The organism is Gordonia aurantiaca (genome assembly GCF_039939235.1).
Lineage (GTDB): Bacteria > Actinomycetota > Actinomycetes > Mycobacteriales > Mycobacteriaceae > Gordonia.
In genome coordinates this window covers 160,106-178,789 of sequence record NZ_JBDUUF010000006.1, presented here as the reverse complement: position 1 = coordinate 178,789, position 18,684 = coordinate 160,106, and the positions used below count along the sequence as shown (strand labels likewise).

Genomic DNA, 18,684 nt, shown 5'->3' with positions numbered 1-18,684 from the left:
TTCTGTTCTACGCAGTTCCCGACAGGTTTCGAGGGCCCAAGGTCTCGAGGTCCCGAGCCCGTCGCCTCTACCGACGAAACCGTTCTCTGCTTTATTCCTGAAATCCGTTTCGCGAATATCCGCGCGGCGCACCCTTTCGGTCGAGATCGAGCCGATCCGATTCGCCGGGGTCGGCCCGGGTCACGAGACGGACGATCGGGCCCCACACAATGGTGCGTATGAGCGACTGGGACGACATTCCGGATTCTCTGGCGACGGAGCTGCGCCGGACCACCGCCGAATTGATGCGGCGACTACCGTCCTACGCCGACGACATGCTGGAGTACATCGTCGAACGCATCCCGGAAGTGGCGAACGACGACGAACTCCGCGGACTGACGCTCGGGTCGTGCTCGTCGAACCTCGAGGCCGCATTGTCGATGCTGCGCAACGGCATCGACGTTTCCGCGGCGGTGGCGCCGGTCACCGCACTGGAACACGCCCGGGCGATGGCGGCACGTGGGCACAGCGTCGACGTCATGCTGCGGTTCTATCGGCTCGGGCATGCGTACGCCAGTGAGCGCATCCTCGCGCGGCTCGACGACCTCGTACCCGACCCGGCGCTCACGGTCGAGCTCGTGTCGCGACTGCAGAGCTACGCGTTCGCCTACATCGACCGCATATCGAGCGAGGTCGCCGCCGAGTACATGGCCGAACTCGACCGCCTCCAGAACCGGGCTCGGGCAGCCCGTACCGACGCGGTCCGCCGACTCCTCGCCGGGGACCGCATCGATCTGCGACGAGCGGAGAGCACCCTGTCGCACCGGCTCACGGGTTGGCAGACCGCGTTCGTCTGCTGGTCCGACCGCGACGACGCGGACCTGGCGCGGGTCGGCCGAGCCGTCGGCGCCCGTCTGGGATCCGATCATCCGCTGCTCGTTCCCGACGGCACCCAGACCCTGTGGGGCTGGACGGCTACAGCGAGCGCTCCGACGATCACCCGCGCCGTTCTCACGCCCCTGGGCACACAGCTTCCCGCGTCGGTGCGGATCTCGCTGGGACGACCGGCCCAGGGACCCACCGGGTTCCGCGACTCCCATGCGCAGGCGCTGCGCACCCGCCGGATCATCGAGCTCGGTGGCCGGCAGGCGCCGGTGACGTCCTACGACGAGATCGCGTTGGTGGACGTCCTCGCCGGCGACCTGGACCTCGCCCGTGCCTTCGTATCCGCCGAGCTCGGTGCGCTCGCCACGGCGGGGCGTCGCGAGGACGAGGAACGGCAGGCCCTGCTGGCGGTACTCGACGCCCAGGGCGGCCTCGCCACGGCGGCCGACGCACTGGGGATCCACCGGAACACCGTGCTCCAGCGCGTCCGGCGCGCGGAGGAGCGGCGCGGGCGGCGGGCCACCGAACGCGTTGCCGAGCTGCACGCCGCGCTGCGGCTGGCCGACGTGCTCGGAAACGCCGTCCTGACCACCGAAGAGACCCCGAGCCCCTGATCCCCGAGCCCCTGATCGGTGTGCGGAGCGCACACGTCGGTGGGCGCTCGACCTCTGGTGGCACCATGCCGGACGTTCGTACAGTCCCGGGTCATGGCAACACCCACCGCATCGCCGGTTCGCGACGCACCCCATCAGGCGCTGCCGGATCCCGGCGAACGCATCCCCGTCCTCTCGTGGCCGATAGTCGGCATCTTCAGCGCCGCCATCGCACTGTTCGTCGGGTCGACCTGGGCGGCGGTCACCGACACGCTTCCCGCTGTCGTCACCATCCTGCTGAGCGCGACGTCGATCTTCGTGCTGTTCACCGTGCTGCACGACGCCTCGCACCACTCGGTCAGCACGCACCGGTGGGTCAACGCCGCCTTCGGTCGCGTCGCGATGTTCTTCGTGTCCCCGCTGATCTCGTTCAAGTCGTTCGCGTTCATCCACATCGAGCACCACCGGAACACCAACGACGGCGACAACGACCCGGATCATTTCGTCAGCGGCGCACCTCGCTGGCAGGTGCCCTTCCGGTTCGCGCTCATGGATGTTCCGTATCTGTCGTTCTGGTTGCGCAACGTGCGGCGCCGGCCCACGGCAGAGGTGGTGGAGACCTCGCTGCTGCTGGTCACGAGTGTCGCCGTCCTCGTCGGTTGCACACTGACCGGACATCTGTGGACGCTGGCGCTGGTCTACCTCATCCCGGAACGGGTCGCGATGTTCGTGCTGGCGTGGTGGTTCGACTGGCTGCCCCATCACGACCTGGCGGACACCCAGCAGGAGAACCGGTATCGCGCGACCCGCAATCGCGTCGGTGCGGAGTGGATTCTCACCCCGCTTCTGTTGTCGCAGAACTACCATCTCGTTCACCATCTGCATCCGTCGATTCCGTTCCACCGGTATGTGGCCGCGTGGCGCCGGAACGAGGACGCCTACCTCGAGCGCGATGCGGCGATCAGCACGGCCTTCGGCCGTGAGCTCACGCCGGAGGAGTACCGCGAGTGGAAGCAGTTGAATGCGGGACTGGCACCCGTTCTGCCGCTGCGGAATCCACCACGCGCGATCTCGAGGGCCGGTCGGTTCCATGCGCTCCCGATCGCTGCGGTGGACAGGCTCACCGCGGACAGCGTCCGGATCCGATTCGACGTGCCAGAGCACCTTCGGGACGTGTTCGCCTTCGATCCCGGCCAGCACGTGACCGTCCGGGCCACGATCGACGGCGAAGTGGTTCGACGCACCTACTCGATCTGTTCCTCACCCACCTCGGGGGACCTCTCGATCGGGGTCAAACGCGTTGCCGGCGGCGTGTTCTCGACCTTCGCCGTGGAGCGGCTGCGGGCCGGGGACGTGCTGGAACTGTCGTCGCCGGCGGGTTCATTCGGGGCGGCGTTCGATCCCCTTGCCGAAAAGTCTTATGTCGCAATCGCGGTGGGGAGCGGAATCACACCGATCCGCTCGATCCTCGAGACTGCACTCGCCCTGGAGGCGACGAACCGGTTCACCCTGATATATGGAAACCGGGACGCCGAGACCACCATGTTCCGCGCGGAGCTGGAGGATCTCGCCACTAGGCACCCGAGAAGATTGCGCATCGTCGATGTGCGGTCCCGTGACACCGACCACCCGGAGTCTCTGCGCGGACGCATCGACCGCGCCAGACTGAACCGCTGGCTCGACACCGAGATCCCGGCGGCGTCGGTGGATGACTGGTTTTTGTGTGGCCCGGTGGATATGGTCACCGGCATTCGCGACACGCTCCTCTCCCGCGGAGTCGACTCGGAGCACGTCCACGTCGAGGTGTTCACGGGCCGAACGCCCTCGCACACCGATGGTTTCGCGCGGGCGACGGTCACCGTCGGACTCGACGGCCGGCAGCGCGACATCGAACTCGCCGCCGGCGACACGGTTCTGGAGGCCACGCTCAAGTCCGGACTCGACGCACCCTATGCCTGCCTGGGCGGTGCCTGCGGCACGTGTACGGCGCGGCTCACACAGGGCACGGTCGACATGGAGCAGAACTTCGCGCTGTCGCCCGCCGAGGTGGCCGACGGGTTCATCCTGACCTGCCAGTCGCGCCCGACCAGCGATTCGATCACGGTGGACTATGAGGGTTAGTCACTCCGACAACGTCTGTGGCACGACCTGATGGTAGAGACGGTCGATGTCCTCGGGCCGTGGCGGTTCGGTGCCCGGGGTGAGCATGGCCGCCGCCCCGGCCGCGTTTCCGTAGCGCACGGCGTCGACGATCGACCACCCTCTGGCAAGGGCGACAGTTGTCGCGGCGACCATGCTGTCACCGGACCCCACGCCCGTGCCCGCGGACTCAACCGGCACTCCGGGTATCTCGTGGGCCTCTTGGTCGGTGACGGCCAGCGCACCCGCCGCGCCCAGCGAGACCAGCACGACCTGGCTGATGTTGCGGGCGATGAGGTGGCGTGCGGCGCGGATCTGCGAGGCGCGGTCGGGCAGGGGCTCACCGACGAAATCGCGGAGTTCACGCACGCTGGGCTTGATCAGGTACGCACCCGTCACCCAGTGCAGGGCGGCACCGCTGGTGTCGACGACGAGCAGGCACCCGCGGTCCCGGGAGATCCGGGACACCGCGCCGAAGAAGCCCGGTGAACATCCCGGCGGCATACTCCCGCTGACAACCAGGTGCGACGCGTCGGCAGCACAGGCGTCGATGGCCCGGAGGGCGCGGAACTCGTCGTCGGCGCGTAGATGCGGACCGGGCAGCACGAACCTGTAGCACTCGCCACTGGTCTCATCGACGACGATCAGCGACTCGCGCGTCGGTTGCTCGACCTCGATGACCCGGAGGTCGAGACCGTCGGCCTCCAGCAACGACTCGATGCGGTGGCCGGTGAATCCGCCGCTGACGATGATCGCCGTCGATGAGATCCCGAGACGCTGTGCGGTGCGGGCGACGTTGATCCCTCCGCCCCCGGGGTCGTATCGGGGTGCGCTGCACCGCATCTTGGAGCCGGGAATCAGTTGCGGGACCGTCGAGTGGATGTCCAGCGCGGGGTTCATGGTCACGGTGAGGATGTGCGGCATCGGCTCGACCTCCCGATGTGATGAACTCTGTTCGGACGCTGGGGCTTCGCTCTTGACTCTGCTCCCCATCGACGCGGGTGGAAAGAGTCTTTGGCCCTGCAGGGCATCCACGCGACACCTTATACCCCAGGGGGTATACTCCCATATGAACGTTCTCGGTCTCGCCCTCGGAGAGGAACACCCGGATGTGCTACGCGACCACCTGCACGACGTGCGGCAAGACGACGTGGGCCGGCTGCGGAGACCACGTCGACGAGGTCCGCGCACAGGTACCCGCAGGCCGGTGGTGTGACGGTCACGGAGACGCCGACACCTCCGCGGACGAGACCGACACGGGCATTCGAGAGCCGTAGACGACCTCTGCGCGGGCGGATCGTCAGCGATCCACCCGCACCGCGAGAAAACGAAACACGGTCGAAACCTCCACGCCGTATCGTGGTCGTCGCCCGAGTTCAACAAGACAGCAAGGCCTCCTCCTGGCCGGGAAAGCGGACACCTCCGGGCGCGTCAGCGTTTGCACCGAACAAGCGTCAGCGCTTGCACCGAACAAGGAGAGTTTCGTGAGCACATTCGAAGTTCCCGCTGTCGACATCAGCCCGTACACCCGGGGTGGCACCGACGAGGAGCGCGCAGCCGTCGCTGCAGCTGTCGACTCCGCCTGCCGCTCCGTGGGTTTCATCCAGATCCTGGGACACCGCATCGCTCCGGAGGCACATGCGGGCCTCATGTCGGCCATCGACGACTTCTTCGGCCGGCCACTCGAGGAGAAGTGCCGGTGGCGTCGCCCGGCGTCGGCGAACCGCGGCTACACACCTCCGAGGTCCGAGTCGCTCGCATTGAGCGCCGGCGTCCAGTCCGAGACGCGGATGAAGGACTTCTTCGAGGCCTACAACGTGGGGTCCTCGGTCTCGGACCACCCGGGCACGACATTGATCGAGCACCACTATGCCGAGAACACCTGGCCCGACGTCGACGGGTTCCGGGACCGCGTGCACGCGTGGTTCGCCGAGGCCGGTCGCGTCGCCCGGACGATGGTGACGATCTTCGAGGACGCCCTCGTCCTGCCGCGGGGCACGATCGCCGGCCTGGCCACCCACCCCATCGAGGTGCTGCGCATGAACAACTATGCGTTGCCCGAGGGCACCCATGTCGATATGAACGACGACCTCATCGGGATGGGCGAGCACACCGACTTCGGAATCGTCACCATCCTGTGCGCCGACCAGGTCACGGGCCTCCAGGTACTCCACGGCGGCCGGTGGCATGACGTCAGTCCGGCCGACGACGCCCTCCTGATCAACCTCGGTGACCTCACCACCCGCCTGACCAACGAGCAGTGGCTGTCGACGCTACATCGGGTCAAACCGCCGATCGTCGACGGGACCATCCGGCGACGTCGGTCCGCGGCCTTCTTCTTCGACGGAGACGCCGAGGCCGTGGTCGGACCGCTCGAGAAGTTCGTCGACCACGAGCACCCACGGCTCTATCGCGACGTCACCGTCGACGAACACATCGCCGCCAAGCTCGCGGGTTCACGGGCGGGCGTGCTGAACACGGCGGCCGAACGCGAAGCGGATCGGGTTCTGTCGGCCGGCGGATGAGATGTCGGCCGCACCCGGGCGTCACCGTCGGCGTTCCTCGTGAATCACCTGCGCGAAGTAGGAGTCGAGACGTTCGAACAGGCCGAGGTGCGCCTCGAGGTGGTCATCGGCCGAGTCCGCATAGACCGCAGCAGCCATCTCCCGATGCATGGCGTTCACCCCGGCAGCAACCCGTGCTCCGGCATCGGTCAGCCGCACCACCCTGGCCTTGCCGTTTCCCGGTGCACTCTCGACGCTCACCAACCCGTGGACGCGCATCTTGTTGAGCGCCTGGGAGATCGCCGGGCGGCTGACGCCGGTGCGCTCGGCGAGTTCACTGGGGGAGACCGACCCCAGCGAGTCGATGAGCTGGCAGACCTCCGCCTCCACCATCGTCAACCGGTCACCGGTGCCGTAGTCCCTGGCCAGGCGCCGGGAGCGCTGGACCTTGTCGAACACCCTCAGCATCGAGGCCGTGACCGCGGCCTCGAGGGCGGTGCGCCGGCGCGAATCGGTCATGGGTTCCTCCGAAGTCAGGACGTGCCGGCGTCGAGCACCCTATGGTTAAGTAGCTTAATCGCAGTGGGGTGATCGCCGTGGGTGAACGTCGGACTCAGGATGGAACCGGGCCGATGACCGGCACCGCATCCGGAAGCGATCAGGAGCAGATCGCGCGTGAGTCCGGCTTGTCCTCGCTACAGAAGGGTCTCTTCGGCCTGGTCGCGTTCTTCATCGTGATCCAGCCGACCTTCTGGTTCCTCGAGACGAAAATGGGTGTGCCGCACAACATCGCATCGTCGGCCCTGGTGGTCCTGGTGGTCCTCACGTTTGTCACCGCACTCACTCTTCCCTGGCTTCCGCTCCCGGATCGACGCGACCGGTCACGCTCGGACCGACTGGGGGCAATGATCATCGTGTGGGTCTTCATCGCCCTCGCTCCGAGATTCATCTGGGAACTTCCGTGGTTGTTCTTCTACGACCAGATCAAAAAGGGTGTGCTGAACGGATCCGTCTGGACCTACATGTGGTCGCCATATCTCCTCGGCGGGGACGCCCGCTACCTCAACGGCGACCCGCTGGTCGTGACCCTCGAGTGGATCGCGTTGTTCGTCGGCGTGTTCGAGCTCTACGCCCTGGTGCAGTTCTTCCGCAACGGCAAGCGCTTCACGAGCACGCAGCTGTCACTGATCATGGGCGGAATGATCGTCGAAGTGACGCTTCCGGCAGTGTATTTCGGCACCGAGATCGCGAACGAACTCGGCAACGTCGCAAGTCCCGCCGACCTGTGGATCAAGTTCGTGCTGCTCAACCTGCTGTGGTGCACCATGCCATTGCTGACCTACTTCTGGGGCGTCCGACGCCTCGCGACGCAGAATCTCTCGGTCAGGTTCTAGGTTCGGGGGACCGCGGTACCCGACGTCATTCGGATCGCGTCGATCCGCGGCGCCGGTCGGTTGGGCGCCGGTTGGTTGAATGTGACCATGACGATGTCCGGGCGATCCGGTCGCGCCATGCGCGTACTGATCTGGGTGCTCCCTCTTGCGATCTACGTGTTCTTCGTCCTGGGGCGCGAGGTTCTCGGTGGGGATGCGGGGTGGGTGTCGGTTCTTGCGATCGTGTACTCGCCGGCGGTCCTGGTGGCGCTGTATCTGCCCGTCATCGTCCAGGCATTCGATCGGGATGCACGCGAGGCGCGGAGTGTGCGGCGCTCGTTCGCGGTCACCACATGCTCCTGGTATCTGTGCGCGGCCATGGTGACCATCGCGATCCCCGACGGCGGGGATTCGGGCGACTGGTCGTCGCCGCTGATGTCGTGGACCGGGATCTCGTACTCGGCCGCGAACGCGCTCGCCATCTCTGCGCTGGCCGCGCTGGCGGTCGCAGTGGCCGCGAGCCTGGCGACCGCAGTCGCCGGGGTCGTGGCGAGCCGACATCCAGGCCCGGCCCGCGCGAACCACCCCGCAGAGAGCTGACCGCCGGCCGCGAGACCTCCGTCGCCGCTTCGGTTGCCTCGCGACCGCATCGGCGAAAGCCACGACGTGGCAGCGGTGCACCACGAAATCGCGGTTCCGATACCTGCACGCGGGTCAGACGTCCAGGACCGGCGCGTCGCTTTCGGAGAGTTGGCCGCGTGAGGTGTCCTTCAGGGCAACGCCTGATCTCCCGAGCTTGCGGGCACCGTCGACCAATGCTGCGGTGATCGCGGCAGCGGTTGCGTAGTCCAGACCGTCGGGCGGGTGGATGTTGGAGATGCAGTTGCGATCTGCGTCGGTGCGGCCGGCTCGCGGGTGATGAGTAAGATAGATACCGAGACTGTCGGCGACAGACAGGCCGGGCCGTTCACCGATGATCATGATCATGGTCTGGGCTCGCAGGGCCTCGCCGATGTGGTCGCCGAGGGCAACACGAGCCTGGGTCGCGATGACCGGGGGAGAGAGCGTGTACGCCGACCCGAAGACGTCGAGAAGCGCTTGCAGCAGTCCTCGTCCGTGGTCGGTGAGTGCGCGCGGCGACAGTCCGTCGGCCAGGACGATGGCGATGTCGGTGCCGGTCTCGGGCAGGTGCGACAGGTCCGCGGGCTGCCGCCCGAGGTCCGGACGCCGCAGGTACTCGCCACGGCAGTCCGCCCGGCTCTGGACGTGCAGGGGCGGCCCGACGTCGAGATCACCGATCTGCTCGGCCAGGTTGTCGACGTCGAGCGGTTCGTGCACGGCGTCGCGGGCCGCGGAATGGGCGGCCTTGAACTCGAGGACCCGACGCGAGGGCAGGGAATTGCCGACCCGTCCCAGCCCTATCCGCGCTCGAGTGGCGGAGCGCAGCTCGGCCCAGTGGTCTTCGACGGGTTGGCGGGCGGGATCGTTCATCGGGCCGCCGCCAGCGCACGTAGGGGAGAACTGACCAGGTCGACGGGCAGGATACGACCATCGGTGTCGGCCATGCCGAGTCCGGCCAGCCATTCCTCGAACTCCGGCGCCGGACGCAGGCCGAGCGCCTGGCGCACGTACAGCGCGTCGTGGAACGCGAGACTCTGGTAGCCGAGCATCACGTCGTCGGCGCCCGGGACCGCGATGACGAAGGCCGCGCCCGCGACGCCGAGCAGGGTGAGGAGAGTGTCCATGTCGTCCTGGTCGGCCTCGGCATGATTGGTGTAGCAGACGTCGACGCCCATGGGCAGCCCGAGCAGCTTGCCGCAGAAGTGATCTTCGAGTCCGGCGCGGATGATCTGTTTGCCGTCGTAGAGGTACTCGGGACCGATGAACCCGACGACGGTGTTGACCAGGAGTGGTTCGAGCACTCGCGCCACGGCGTATGCACGTGCTTCCAGTGTCTGTTGATCCACCGGTTTGCCGTCGGTGCCTAGGTGTGCACCCGCAGAAAGCGCTGATCCCTGCCCGGTCTCGAGGTACATCAGGTTGTGACCGACGGTGCCGCGGTGCAGTGACCGCGCCGCTTCGTCGGCCTCTCGCAGCATCGCGAGGTCGATGCCGAAACTGCGGTTGGCGCCCTCGGTACCGGCGATCGACTGGAACACGAGGTCGACCGGAACGCCTTTCTCGATCAGGTCCACGGTGGTGGTGACGTGGGACAGGACGCAGGATTGCATCGGGATCTCGAAGCGTTGCCGGATGTCGTCGAGCAGGTAGAGCAGATCCGAGGTGGCGTGAGGGGAGTCGGTTGCCGGGTTGATGCCGATCACCGCGTCCCCACATCCCATCAGCAGGCCGTCCAGGATCGCCGCGGCGATGCCGCGAGGGTCGTCGGTCGGATGGTTCGGCTGCAGACGCGTGGCGATCCGGCCCGGCAGGCCGACCGTGGTGCGGAAAGCCGCGGTCACCGTCGCAGCCGAGGCGACCAGGATCAGGTCCTGGTTGCGCATGATCTTCGACACGGCGGCAACCGTTTCCGGTGTCAGCCCCGGCGCCACCGCGGCGATCTGAGCGGCACTGTCTGTGCGAGACGAGGTTTCGAGCAACCAGTCACGAAGTCCGCCGACGGTGAGGTGTGCGATCGACTGGAAGGCCGCGCGGTCGTGCGTGTCGATGATCAGCCGGGTGACCTCGTCGGTCTCGTACGGGACGACCTGCTCGTCGAGGAAGGTCGTCAACGACACGTCCGCGAGTTGCCATGCGGCTGCGGCACGTTCGGCGTCGGACTCGGCAGCGCACCCGGCGAGTTCGTCTCCGGAGCGTCGGGGAGTGGCCTTGGCCATGAGTTCGACGAGGCCGTCGAAGGTGTAGGTCGTGCCCGATATCGACTGGGTATAGGTCATCGCAGGTCCTCCTCGGCCTGGGCGAGGGCGGCGAATTCCTCGTCGGGCGAGTTGGCAACGAGCCGATGACGGCTGTACATCGCGAAATAGAGCATGAACGCAGCGAACACCCCGAGGCAACACAGGGCGGCCACGACGTCGACGAGGAACGTCGCAATGACGGCGATGACCGCGATGACGAGCGCGAAGCCGGTGGTCACGACGCCACCGGGAGTGCGATAGGGACGCTTCATGTCCGGTTCACGGCGCCGCAGAACGATGTGGCTGACCATTATCAACACGTAACTCGAGGCGGCACCGAAGACGGCCATGTTCAGCAGCAGATCGCCTTTTCCGGTGAGCGACAGCAAGAAACCGATGATCCCCGGCACGATCAGCGCCAGCATCGGTGCCTTGCGGCGGTTGGTCACCGACAGCACCGTCGGGAGGTACCCGGCCCGCGAGAGTGCGAACAACTGGCGCGAGTAGGCGTAGATGATCGAGAAGAAGCTCGCAACGAGGCCGGCGAGTCCGATGTAGTTGACCACCTTGGCCATCGACGAACCGCCCAGGGCCTCGACCAGGGGATTCCCCGACTCTGACATCGGACCTGCGCCACCCGCGCCGGTCGTCAGGAACAGCACGGTGACACAGGTGACGAGCAGGACGCTGATCGCGGCGATGATGCCCCGCGGAACGTTGCGTTCGGGATCGGCGGTCTCTTCGGCCGCCAGCGGCACACCCTCGATCGCCAGGAAGAACCAGATCGCGAACGGAATGGCCGCCCAGATCCCGATGTAGCCGTACGGCAGGAAGGACGATGCACCGGCAGCGTCGTTGGGTGCGATGTCGGTGAGGTTGGCGACCTCGAAATGCCCGATTGCGCTGATCGCGAAGATGACCAGACCGACCAGAGCGATGGCGGTGATCGCGAACATCACCTTCAATGCCTCACCGGCGCCCGACAGGTGGATGCCGATGAAGATCGCGTACACGACCAGATAGACCCACCAGCCGTCGGTGATCCCGAACAGGTTCAGCGATTCGACGTAGGCGCCGATGAATGTCGCGATGGCAGCCGGGGCAATCGAATATTCGATCAATATCGCTGTACCCGTGGCGAATCCGCCCCACGGACCGAGTGCGCGGCGGGCGAACGTGTATCCGCCACCGGCCGCGGGGAGCGCCGAGGACAGTTCGGCCATCCCCAAGACCAGACACAGGTACATCGCGGCGATCACGACCGCGGCGATCGCGAGGCCACCGAAGCCGCCGTGTCCGAGTCCGAAGTTCCAGCCCGAGTAGTCGCCGGATACCACGTAGCTGACTCCCAGCCCGGCGAGCAGGCGCCACCCGGCGGTGCCGCCCTTGAGTTGACGTTTCGCAAGATAATCCGCAGACTCCGCGTGACTGTCCACTCCGCCTACGTGGTGGTGATGTTGGTGCGAACTCGTCGACTCGTCGACAGCCATGGTGGGCCTCCTCGGGACACGACCGGCGCCCGGTTACCCAGGCAACACCGATCCATAAACGTGACGCCCGACACTAGAAGGGCCAACGTTGCAATCGGGTTGGCCAGGAGGCCACCTGGCCGAGCGGACAGGGATCGTCGCGAAGTGGCGAGAACTCACCGATCAATATCCACAGGGAGCGTCCGGGCTGTGAGCCCGATCTTCGGCGTGCTGCCTCAGCGCAGTGCTGCGACCACCCGATCGGCCATCGCTTGCTGCCCGCGTACATTGGCGTGCATTGCCGGAAGGCTGGCCGCACCAAGGTTCGGCTCGACCCATCGCCGGTCGCCCGCGCAGGCGTCGTGGCCGGCGGAGACTTTGATCATGTCAACATAAGTTGTGCGTGTGACCGCGGCGGCGCGGCGCATGGCGTCGCCGAGGGCGAGGAACACACGATGGAGGTATTCGGTGTCTCCGGGCGTCGTGAGCAGGGCCGCCGAGCACGCCAACGAGCCCCGGGCCGGGTACATCTGCGGATACCCCACGAGGACCACGTGTGCGCGCGGCGCGGCCCGTTTGATGTCGCGCAACGCCTCCACCAGATCGGGATAGATCGAGGAATTGATCTTCTCGACCAACGATGTGCCGAACTTGTCGCGGCACGGAGTGGCCGACAACGGAGCCGCCAGCCATGCCTTCGGGCAGGCCGAGGTCGCGGTGGCGAAGAGGCTGTGGTTGTTCGCACCGATCGTGAGGGTGACCAAGCGGGTGGCCGGGCCCACCGCGTTGATCTGAGGTCCCTGCCACCGATACTGCGCCCGGGTCAGGTTGTCGGTCGACGCACCCGAGCAACTGACGTCGGTCACCGAGGTTCCGAGTCGAACGGCGACGAGTTGGGAGTAGTTCACCAATGAGTTCGAGCAGAACGTCGCCGCACTGGTCGACTGGGGAAACACGGATGCGCCCGCGCTGTAGCTGTCACCGAGGTTCACGTACGGGTCACCGTCCGCCGCTTGGGAGCCGTGAGCATGGGCAACTCCACTGGACACGGCAACAGCAGTGGCCGCCGCGATCAGCGCAGCTCGGATGCCGAGGCGCCGACGGAGACTTCGGCCGCGCGGCTGGGGCATTCAGCGACTCCAGATCGTGGTACGCAAGTGACTGATGGTGTTGATGAGACCAACTGTACCGGACTCCCGCATCTACGTGAACCGTGCGATCAGCGATGAGAACCTCGATGAACTGATCAACCAACGGCATCGCGAAGGCCCGGACATCGGTCTTGATGTAGGCCCCCTGATGCCGGCACCGGGCATGCATCGACCGACTCCCGAGAGAAAAGGCGAGCGATGGCCGCCGCACTCGGTCGTCCGCGCCGCGCCCGTGAAAATACCCAGTTGCTACCAGACGTTGTCCGTCTTCGATACGGGATGGCCACGCCGCCCGGCAGCAATCCTGACCACAGCGACGAGATCACAGAGTTTGTTGGTAAGACAAACAGTCAGCTGGTCTGGTAGCAGCTTTCTCGGCGCTCAGTGACCGCAGGAACGTCGAGTTGCGAGCCGCCATGGGGACCGTTGGAAGGGTCGACAGCCCGATAAGGACGACCCCCGGAATACAGGAAAGGTTTGGCGAGCATGTTCCGGATACCACTTGGACGGGTCTGCAAAGCGGAGGCGTTGGCGCAGATTTCCGTGAGCGCCTTTCGGCGATGCTTGCTCACGGATTCTTTCCACTCGGTTTTTCGTCACTGTGACGCTTCTATGCTGGATCCGCATCCGCTTGAAGCCTGCAGATACCGATACGCAGACGGCCGCGGTCGAGCAGTAAGCGTGGCCGACTTGCTGCTGCACGAACCTTGGGTCGTATCGCGCCACGAGGAGCTGCGTGACGCACAAGGGCACAGGTAATGCATCTCGAGTTGCTTCGCCCGGAGTCGGTCATGTTGCGACCCGAGCGAGCGCGGCCCACACATACACCAGCGCAACCTGCACGGTCACTCGAGATGACCTGGGTCGAGTCCTCGCAACTGTTTCCACTCAGCCTCTTTGAGTGCCGATAAGATACATTATGTCAAGTAGAACACTGCATATTGCATCAGATGCATCAACTCGCGCACGGCTCCGGCTCTCGGCTTGCTCGGGGCCGACCTCTACCCGGAACTGTCTCCGTTCCACAGATTTCCGGGGATCGTCGGTGTACTTGTCAGTGTTCCGGCACCGTTCCTGCTCTTATGGTACGCGCATAAAGTGCGCCACTCCGGCGCACATCTAGCCCTGCTCGACGACGGCCTTCGCGTCCGAACACCTGTCGGCAAGCAGTACTTCATCACCAAAGCCCAACTCTCCCAGACCCACGTCACGGTCAAAAGTAGACTTCAGATAGTGATTCACCCTCCACCAGACGGAGCACGCGCGATCACAATCGCCCTCATGAACTCCGGCCCCACACCGCCTCGGTTCTACACGTACTCGTCCGTTACCTCATCGACAACGGTGCGCACGTCCGTAGCACCCGGCTCTGATCAGGAGCTGGACAAGTGACCTTACTGATCGGAGCCCTTCTTACCTGCCTGGGGCTCGCACTCCTCGCCTACCGCCCCACAATCGACACCTCAGGAGCCTTCGACGAATCCTGGACCCTGAAAACGCCACGAACGCTCACCTGGTCTGGAACCCTCTGCGGAACGGGCATGACGCTGGCGTCGGCATGGCTGGCCTTCGGCGACAAAGCCGCTGTCGTCGGCGACGTACCACTGCCCCGGTCGCCATCGGCTCCGCGGATCTGTCGGCCCCCTCGGTGTGATCTTCTTTGGCGCAACAGCACTCGGCGGTATCGCAGTCATTCTAGTCAACCCAAATCACGCGCTGTTGGTGCTCTCGATCGACGACGAGCACCTGACCGTGCAGTACGCCTACGCAGACCCAAGACCGTCCACTGGGACGATGTCGTCGATCTGGAAATCAGCGGCCCGGAACGCTCCGAACTCACCTCCGAGCTGACCGTCTATAACCAAACCGGCCGCCGCAGCCTCCACCAGCTACACCTATCCAAAGTGGCCACCGGACTCTTCCCCGAAGAACTCGAGCCAATTCTCAGAGCCCGATGGCAACCCGACGACCGGACAGAAGCCTCAACGTAGCCGGGATCGTTGTGACGCTCGCTGATGAGTTGCCCCAAGCTGCACATAACCATTTCAAGTCCGCCGCCAGAATGCCACCCTGAATGTGCACCTATTGCGATGACACCTTGTTGAGCCAGAGCACGGCCGCCGACACGGGTTCCGTTTCGCCGTCAGTGTTGCCGCTGACCTTCAGCCGAAATCTACCTGCGCGAACCCACATCTCGGCGTTGACCACTCGGCCATTTGGCGTCTCAATCGCGCGACGCTCCTATGACAACGTGGTTGAATGCGATACGCGTTGACTCCGCACAGGGAAACCTTCGACTGCCAGATAGAGATCTGGCGAAGAGGTGGGTGCTCCCCCTCTTAACGCTGCCCGCCAAGCCTTTTCGCGCCGGTCCATTGATCCCGCGCGAGAAGTCACTCACTCGAGACGGTTATTCTTGCACCGTTCGTGACGCGAAGGGAACCCATGACCACTCCACCAACACCACCATCGGGCTGGTACCCGGACCCGCACGGAGGGGCCGGCTCTCGATACTGGGACGGGAGAAAATGGAGCGCAATGGCAGCGCCGGCCCCGGCGCCACCGTCATCCGCATATGGTGGTCCGGCGCAACCTCGACCAGAACCCGGCAAGCAGATTGTAGCCAAGCCGCCGCGCACCGTGATCAGCCTGCGAGACTGGCGGACAGTCGTCGTGCTCCTCATAGTCGGCGCGATCGCCGTGACGGGAGCGGTAGTGATGTATGAACAGCCGCCAGACGAAGACGCCTACTTCGCCGAAGTCTTCCCTTCAAAGTTTGAATCCATGTGGCTCCAGGAGGAGCGTTATGTCGAGCAAGGTTACGCCGCTTGCGATCTGCTGCGGGACGGGCACTCGGAACAGGATGTGGCCAGGTATTTGGGGGAACAGTACAGCGACAAGTATGAAGCTGAGGTGCCGCGGTCGGTACGAGAACAACACCAACGGCAGATCGCGGCCGCTCGGAAACATCTCTGTCCAGGCGTGTAGCCTGGGTCGTCCGCGAAAACCCCGTTGGCAAACCTGCAGCGATCGAATATGCAGGGTTACCAGTGAACCCGCTCATGTTGCATCAGACGCAGCGAACACGCTCCCGTAGGCATCCAGCCATCTCACCGGGATCCTTCGACGATCCGTCTGGACATCTTGCTGCGCGGCGCCAGTCCACACGGACCTAGCAGCAACCAGTGGTCACCGCCAGCACGTTGCGTAGCGCCTCGAGAGAATCGGCGCGCGCCCGATAGTAGACGTTCATCCCTCGGCGGTCCGGTGTCACCATGCCGGCTTTCCGGAGTTGCCCGAGGTGGTGACTGGTGGTCGCTTCGGTGAGCCCCACAGCGACTGCGAGGTCACAGGTGCAGACCCCGTCCCCGGACTCGTCGGTGAGCAGAATCGACAGCAGTTTGATACGCACCGGATCAGCCAATGCCTTGAGCCGCAGCGCGATCTCGAGTGCCGTCTCGTCGTCGAGTGGCGCCGCAGAGACCGGCGCGCAGCAGATGGGTGCGCTGATATCGACCATCGGGAGCGCCTTGGGCATACCCGCCACCATACCGAGGTTCTTGACATAAGTCGAAATAGTGCCATGCTACGAGTGCCCACCAATTAGATATATGTCTCACAAGTGGAAGGTGGCTCCCATGTCCCGGATGCAGCTCGCACTCAACGTCGACGACCTCGACGCCTCGGTCGAGTTCTACTCGAAGCTGTTCAACGCCAGTCCGGCCAAGCGCAGGCCCGGCTACGCGAACTTTGCGATCGCCGAGCCGCCGCTCAAGCTGGTGCTGCTGGAGAACCCCGGCAACGGCGGCACCATCAACCACCTCGGAGTGGAGGTCGAATCGAGCGAGAAGGTCCACGCCGAGATCGCCCGCCTCACCGGAGCAGGACTGTTCACCGAAGAGGAGATCGGCACCACCTGTTGCTTCGCCACCCAGGACAAAGTCTGGGTCACCGGGCCTACCGGTGAGAAGTGGGAGGTCTACACCGTCCTCGCCGACTCGGACACCTTCGGCACGAGCCCGCAGCATCTCGACGAGCCGACCACCATGGACGACGCCGTCTGTTGCGGAACCTCCTCGGCCACGCCCGAGGACGGACAGGTCGAGAAGGCCGCGTCGACCTGCTGTTGAGCTGCACGGTCCGAGGTCGGCCACTCGAGGACGCCGGTGGCCGACATCGTCGTGTCAGCGGCCCTCGACCGTCATCGGTCGGCTTCTGATCGACGTCGATCCCGGCACTCCACCCGACCGTCATCATCATCCTCGCGAACCATTTCCCTCGGCGCTCGACCATTCACCGCGCGCGTCCGGCCCTTGTCTTTTACACGCCGTTGCGTCGGAAGTGACGAGCCAGAAATGGTCCACCGCGAGCCTGTGCCCATGACAAGCGCGCGGGAGGGCGCACGAACGGCGGGGTCGACGAAAGAGGAGATGATGACCGAGCACTCGACGGACACGAATGGAGCGGCCCTCGACTTCCTGTCCGACTTCCGGACGATGTCGACCTTCGGCGCCACCCCGGCGGGCGGAGTCGAACGACAGGCCGCAACCACCGAGGACGGACAGACGCGACGCTTCCTAGCCGACTGGTTCGATCGTCACGGCTTCACGACCAAGGTCGATTCTGTCGGAAACATGTACGGGCTCAAGGAATTCGTACCCGGCTCCCCCTACGTCCTCGTCGGGTCACACCTCGACAGCCAACCGTCAGCCGGTCGGTTCGACGGCGCCTACGGCGTCCTCGCCGCAGCGTATGCAGCGCTCGACGTCGCCGAACGCATCGACCATGGCTCGCTGACTCCGCGGTTCAACGTCGCCGCCGTCAACTGGTTCAACGAAGAAGGCGCACGTTTCGCCCCCAGTCTCATGGGTAGCGGCGTCTACATCGGGAAATTCGACGCCGACGACACCCTCAAGCTCACCGACCGAAACGGAATCACCGTCCGCGAGGCCCTGTCGGCGATCGGTTTTCATGGCGAAGACGAACCGCCGACGGCAGTGTCGTACGCCGAGCTCCACATCGAGCAGGGCCCGGTGCTCGAGCGCGAGAACATCGCGATCGGCATCGTGACCGCCAACTGGGCCGCGCGGAAGTACACGATCAGCGTCCACGGCGAGCAGTCCCACACCGGAGCGACGCACATCGCGCAACGTCACGACGCCCTGGTGGGCGCCTCCCGCGTGGTGCTCGCCGTCCGGGAGCTGACCAGCATGTTTCCCGCCGAGATGGTGCTGGGGTCCGTCGCGCAGTTCGACGTCGAACCAAAGGTCGCCGGCGTCGTGCCGTCGAAGGTCACGATGGCCGTCGACGTTCGCTCCTCTGATGCAGACACCTTGGAGAAGGCCCACGCGCAACTGCTCGAGGCGATCGCGGAGATCAACACCGATGGAGAGGTCCACGTCGAGATCGGCTCCTCGGCACTTCGTCCGTCGACCAGTTACCAGAGTGAGGGAATCGAACTCGCCGAACGGGTTGCGCAAGATCTGGGCCTGACACACCGGCGGATGCTGACGATGGCCGGCCACGACTCGGTCAATCTCAAGGACATCGTGCCGACGGTCATGCTGTTCGTGCCCAGCGTCGACGGAATCTCGCACAACGAGAGGGAATTGACGTACGACGCCGACCTCGTCACCGGAGTCGAGATGCTGAGCGAGACCGTCGCCCGGATGGTCCGCGGCGACATTCCGGCCCCCGCCAGGGACTGAACCCAGATCACCCGCCCGGCGATGG

Annotated in this window: 15 protein-coding genes; 8 read left to right on the top strand and 7 right to left on the bottom strand. The window is 65.3% G+C overall.

Translation table 11 applies throughout. From position 1 onward, the window contains the following. The first annotated feature begins 218 nt into the window (after positions 1 to 218). The gene (locus tag ABFT43_RS13615) at positions 219 to 1,478 is read left to right on the top strand and encodes a PucR family transcriptional regulator (RefSeq protein ID WP_347960892.1); all 1,260 of its coding nucleotides are present in this window, start codon (positions 219 to 221) and stop codon (positions 1,476 to 1,478) included. A gap of 93 nt (positions 1,479 to 1,571) precedes the next feature. Further along, positions 1,572 to 3,578: a fatty acid desaturase gene (locus ABFT43_RS13610; RefSeq protein ID WP_347960891.1), complete on the top strand. Its 2,007-nt coding sequence runs from the start codon at positions 1,572 to 1,574 to the stop codon at positions 3,576 to 3,578. Here ABFT43_RS13610 and ABFT43_RS13605 read toward each other — a convergent pair whose 3' ends face one another. Then, a complete protein-coding gene (locus tag ABFT43_RS13605) occupies positions 3,579 to 4,520 on the bottom strand; it encodes a 1-phosphofructokinase family hexose kinase (RefSeq protein ID WP_347960890.1) in 942 nt (313 codons plus the stop codon). 560 nt (positions 4,521 to 5,080) lie between these two features. Between ABFT43_RS13605 and ABFT43_RS13600 the strand changes: the two genes are divergently transcribed. After that, entirely contained in the window at positions 5,081 to 6,121 is a 1,041-nt protein-coding gene (locus ABFT43_RS13600; RefSeq protein ID WP_347960889.1) for an isopenicillin N synthase family dioxygenase, read from the top strand. 21 nt (positions 6,122 to 6,142) lie between these two features. On the opposite strand, the gene ABFT43_RS13595 is transcribed toward ABFT43_RS13600, so the two are convergent. Next, complete coding sequence (locus ABFT43_RS13595) at positions 6,143 to 6,619, bottom strand: MarR family winged helix-turn-helix transcriptional regulator (protein ID WP_347960888.1); 477 nt, start codon at positions 6,617 to 6,619, stop codon at positions 6,143 to 6,145. Positions 6,620 to 6,732: 113 nt separating this feature from the next. On the opposite strand from ABFT43_RS13595, the gene ABFT43_RS13590 reads away from it, so the two are divergent. Further along, on the top strand, positions 6,733 to 7,494 hold the full coding sequence (locus tag ABFT43_RS13590) for a hypothetical protein (protein WP_347960887.1): 762 nt from the start codon (positions 6,733 to 6,735) through the stop codon (positions 7,492 to 7,494). Positions 7,495 to 7,611: 117 nt separating this feature from the next. Beyond that, on the top strand, positions 7,612 to 8,073 hold the full coding sequence (locus ABFT43_RS13585; protein WP_347960886.1) for a hypothetical protein: 462 nt from the start codon (positions 7,612 to 7,614) through the stop codon (positions 8,071 to 8,073). Between the two features lie 114 nt (positions 8,074 to 8,187). Here the strand turns inward: ABFT43_RS13585 and eutC are convergent, their stop codons facing one another. From eutC to ABFT43_RS13565, 4 genes are all read right to left on the bottom strand, one after another. Further along, the gene (gene eutC, locus ABFT43_RS13580) at positions 8,188 to 8,964 is read right to left on the bottom strand and encodes an ethanolamine ammonia-lyase subunit EutC (RefSeq protein ID WP_347960885.1); all 777 of its coding nucleotides are present in this window, start codon (positions 8,962 to 8,964) and stop codon (positions 8,188 to 8,190) included. After that, the gene (locus tag ABFT43_RS13575; RefSeq protein WP_347960884.1) at positions 8,961 to 10,370 is read right to left on the bottom strand and encodes an ethanolamine ammonia-lyase subunit EutB; all 1,410 of its coding nucleotides are present in this window, start codon (positions 10,368 to 10,370) and stop codon (positions 8,961 to 8,963) included. Before ABFT43_RS13575 ends, eutC begins: the two co-directional genes overlap by 4 nt. Beyond that, positions 10,367 to 11,821, bottom strand: a complete 1,455-nt coding sequence (gene eat, locus ABFT43_RS13570) for an ethanolamine permease (protein ID WP_347960883.1) — start codon at positions 11,819 to 11,821, stop codon at positions 10,367 to 10,369. Before eat ends, ABFT43_RS13575 begins: the two co-directional genes overlap by 4 nt. Positions 11,822 to 12,036: 215 nt before the next feature. Then, positions 12,037 to 12,930: an SGNH/GDSL hydrolase family protein gene (locus ABFT43_RS13565; protein ID WP_347960882.1), complete on the bottom strand. Its 894-nt coding sequence runs from the start codon at positions 12,928 to 12,930 to the stop codon at positions 12,037 to 12,039. A 2,466-nt stretch (positions 12,931 to 15,396) separates the two neighbouring features. On the opposite strand from ABFT43_RS13565, the gene ABFT43_RS13560 reads away from it, so the two are divergent. Then, on the top strand, positions 15,397 to 15,939 hold the full coding sequence (locus ABFT43_RS13560; protein ID WP_347960881.1) for a DUF2510 domain-containing protein: 543 nt from the start codon (positions 15,397 to 15,399) through the stop codon (positions 15,937 to 15,939). A gap of 184 nt (positions 15,940 to 16,123) precedes the next feature. On the opposite strand, the gene ABFT43_RS13555 is transcribed toward ABFT43_RS13560, so the two are convergent. Next, complete coding sequence (locus tag ABFT43_RS13555; protein ID WP_347960880.1) at positions 16,124 to 16,489, bottom strand: Rv2640c family ArsR-like transcriptional regulator; 366 nt, start codon at positions 16,487 to 16,489, stop codon at positions 16,124 to 16,126. Between the two features lie 100 nt (positions 16,490 to 16,589). On the opposite strand from ABFT43_RS13555, the gene ABFT43_RS13550 reads away from it, so the two are divergent. Beyond that, positions 16,590 to 17,081: an ArsI/CadI family heavy metal resistance metalloenzyme gene (locus ABFT43_RS13550; RefSeq protein ID WP_347960879.1), complete on the top strand. Its 492-nt coding sequence runs from the start codon at positions 16,590 to 16,592 to the stop codon at positions 17,079 to 17,081. A gap of 249 nt (positions 17,082 to 17,330) precedes the next feature. Further along, positions 17,331 to 18,659, top strand: a complete 1,329-nt coding sequence (locus ABFT43_RS13545) for a M20 family metallo-hydrolase (protein WP_457590151.1) — start codon at positions 17,331 to 17,333, stop codon at positions 18,657 to 18,659. Positions 18,660 to 18,684 lie beyond the last annotated feature (25 nt).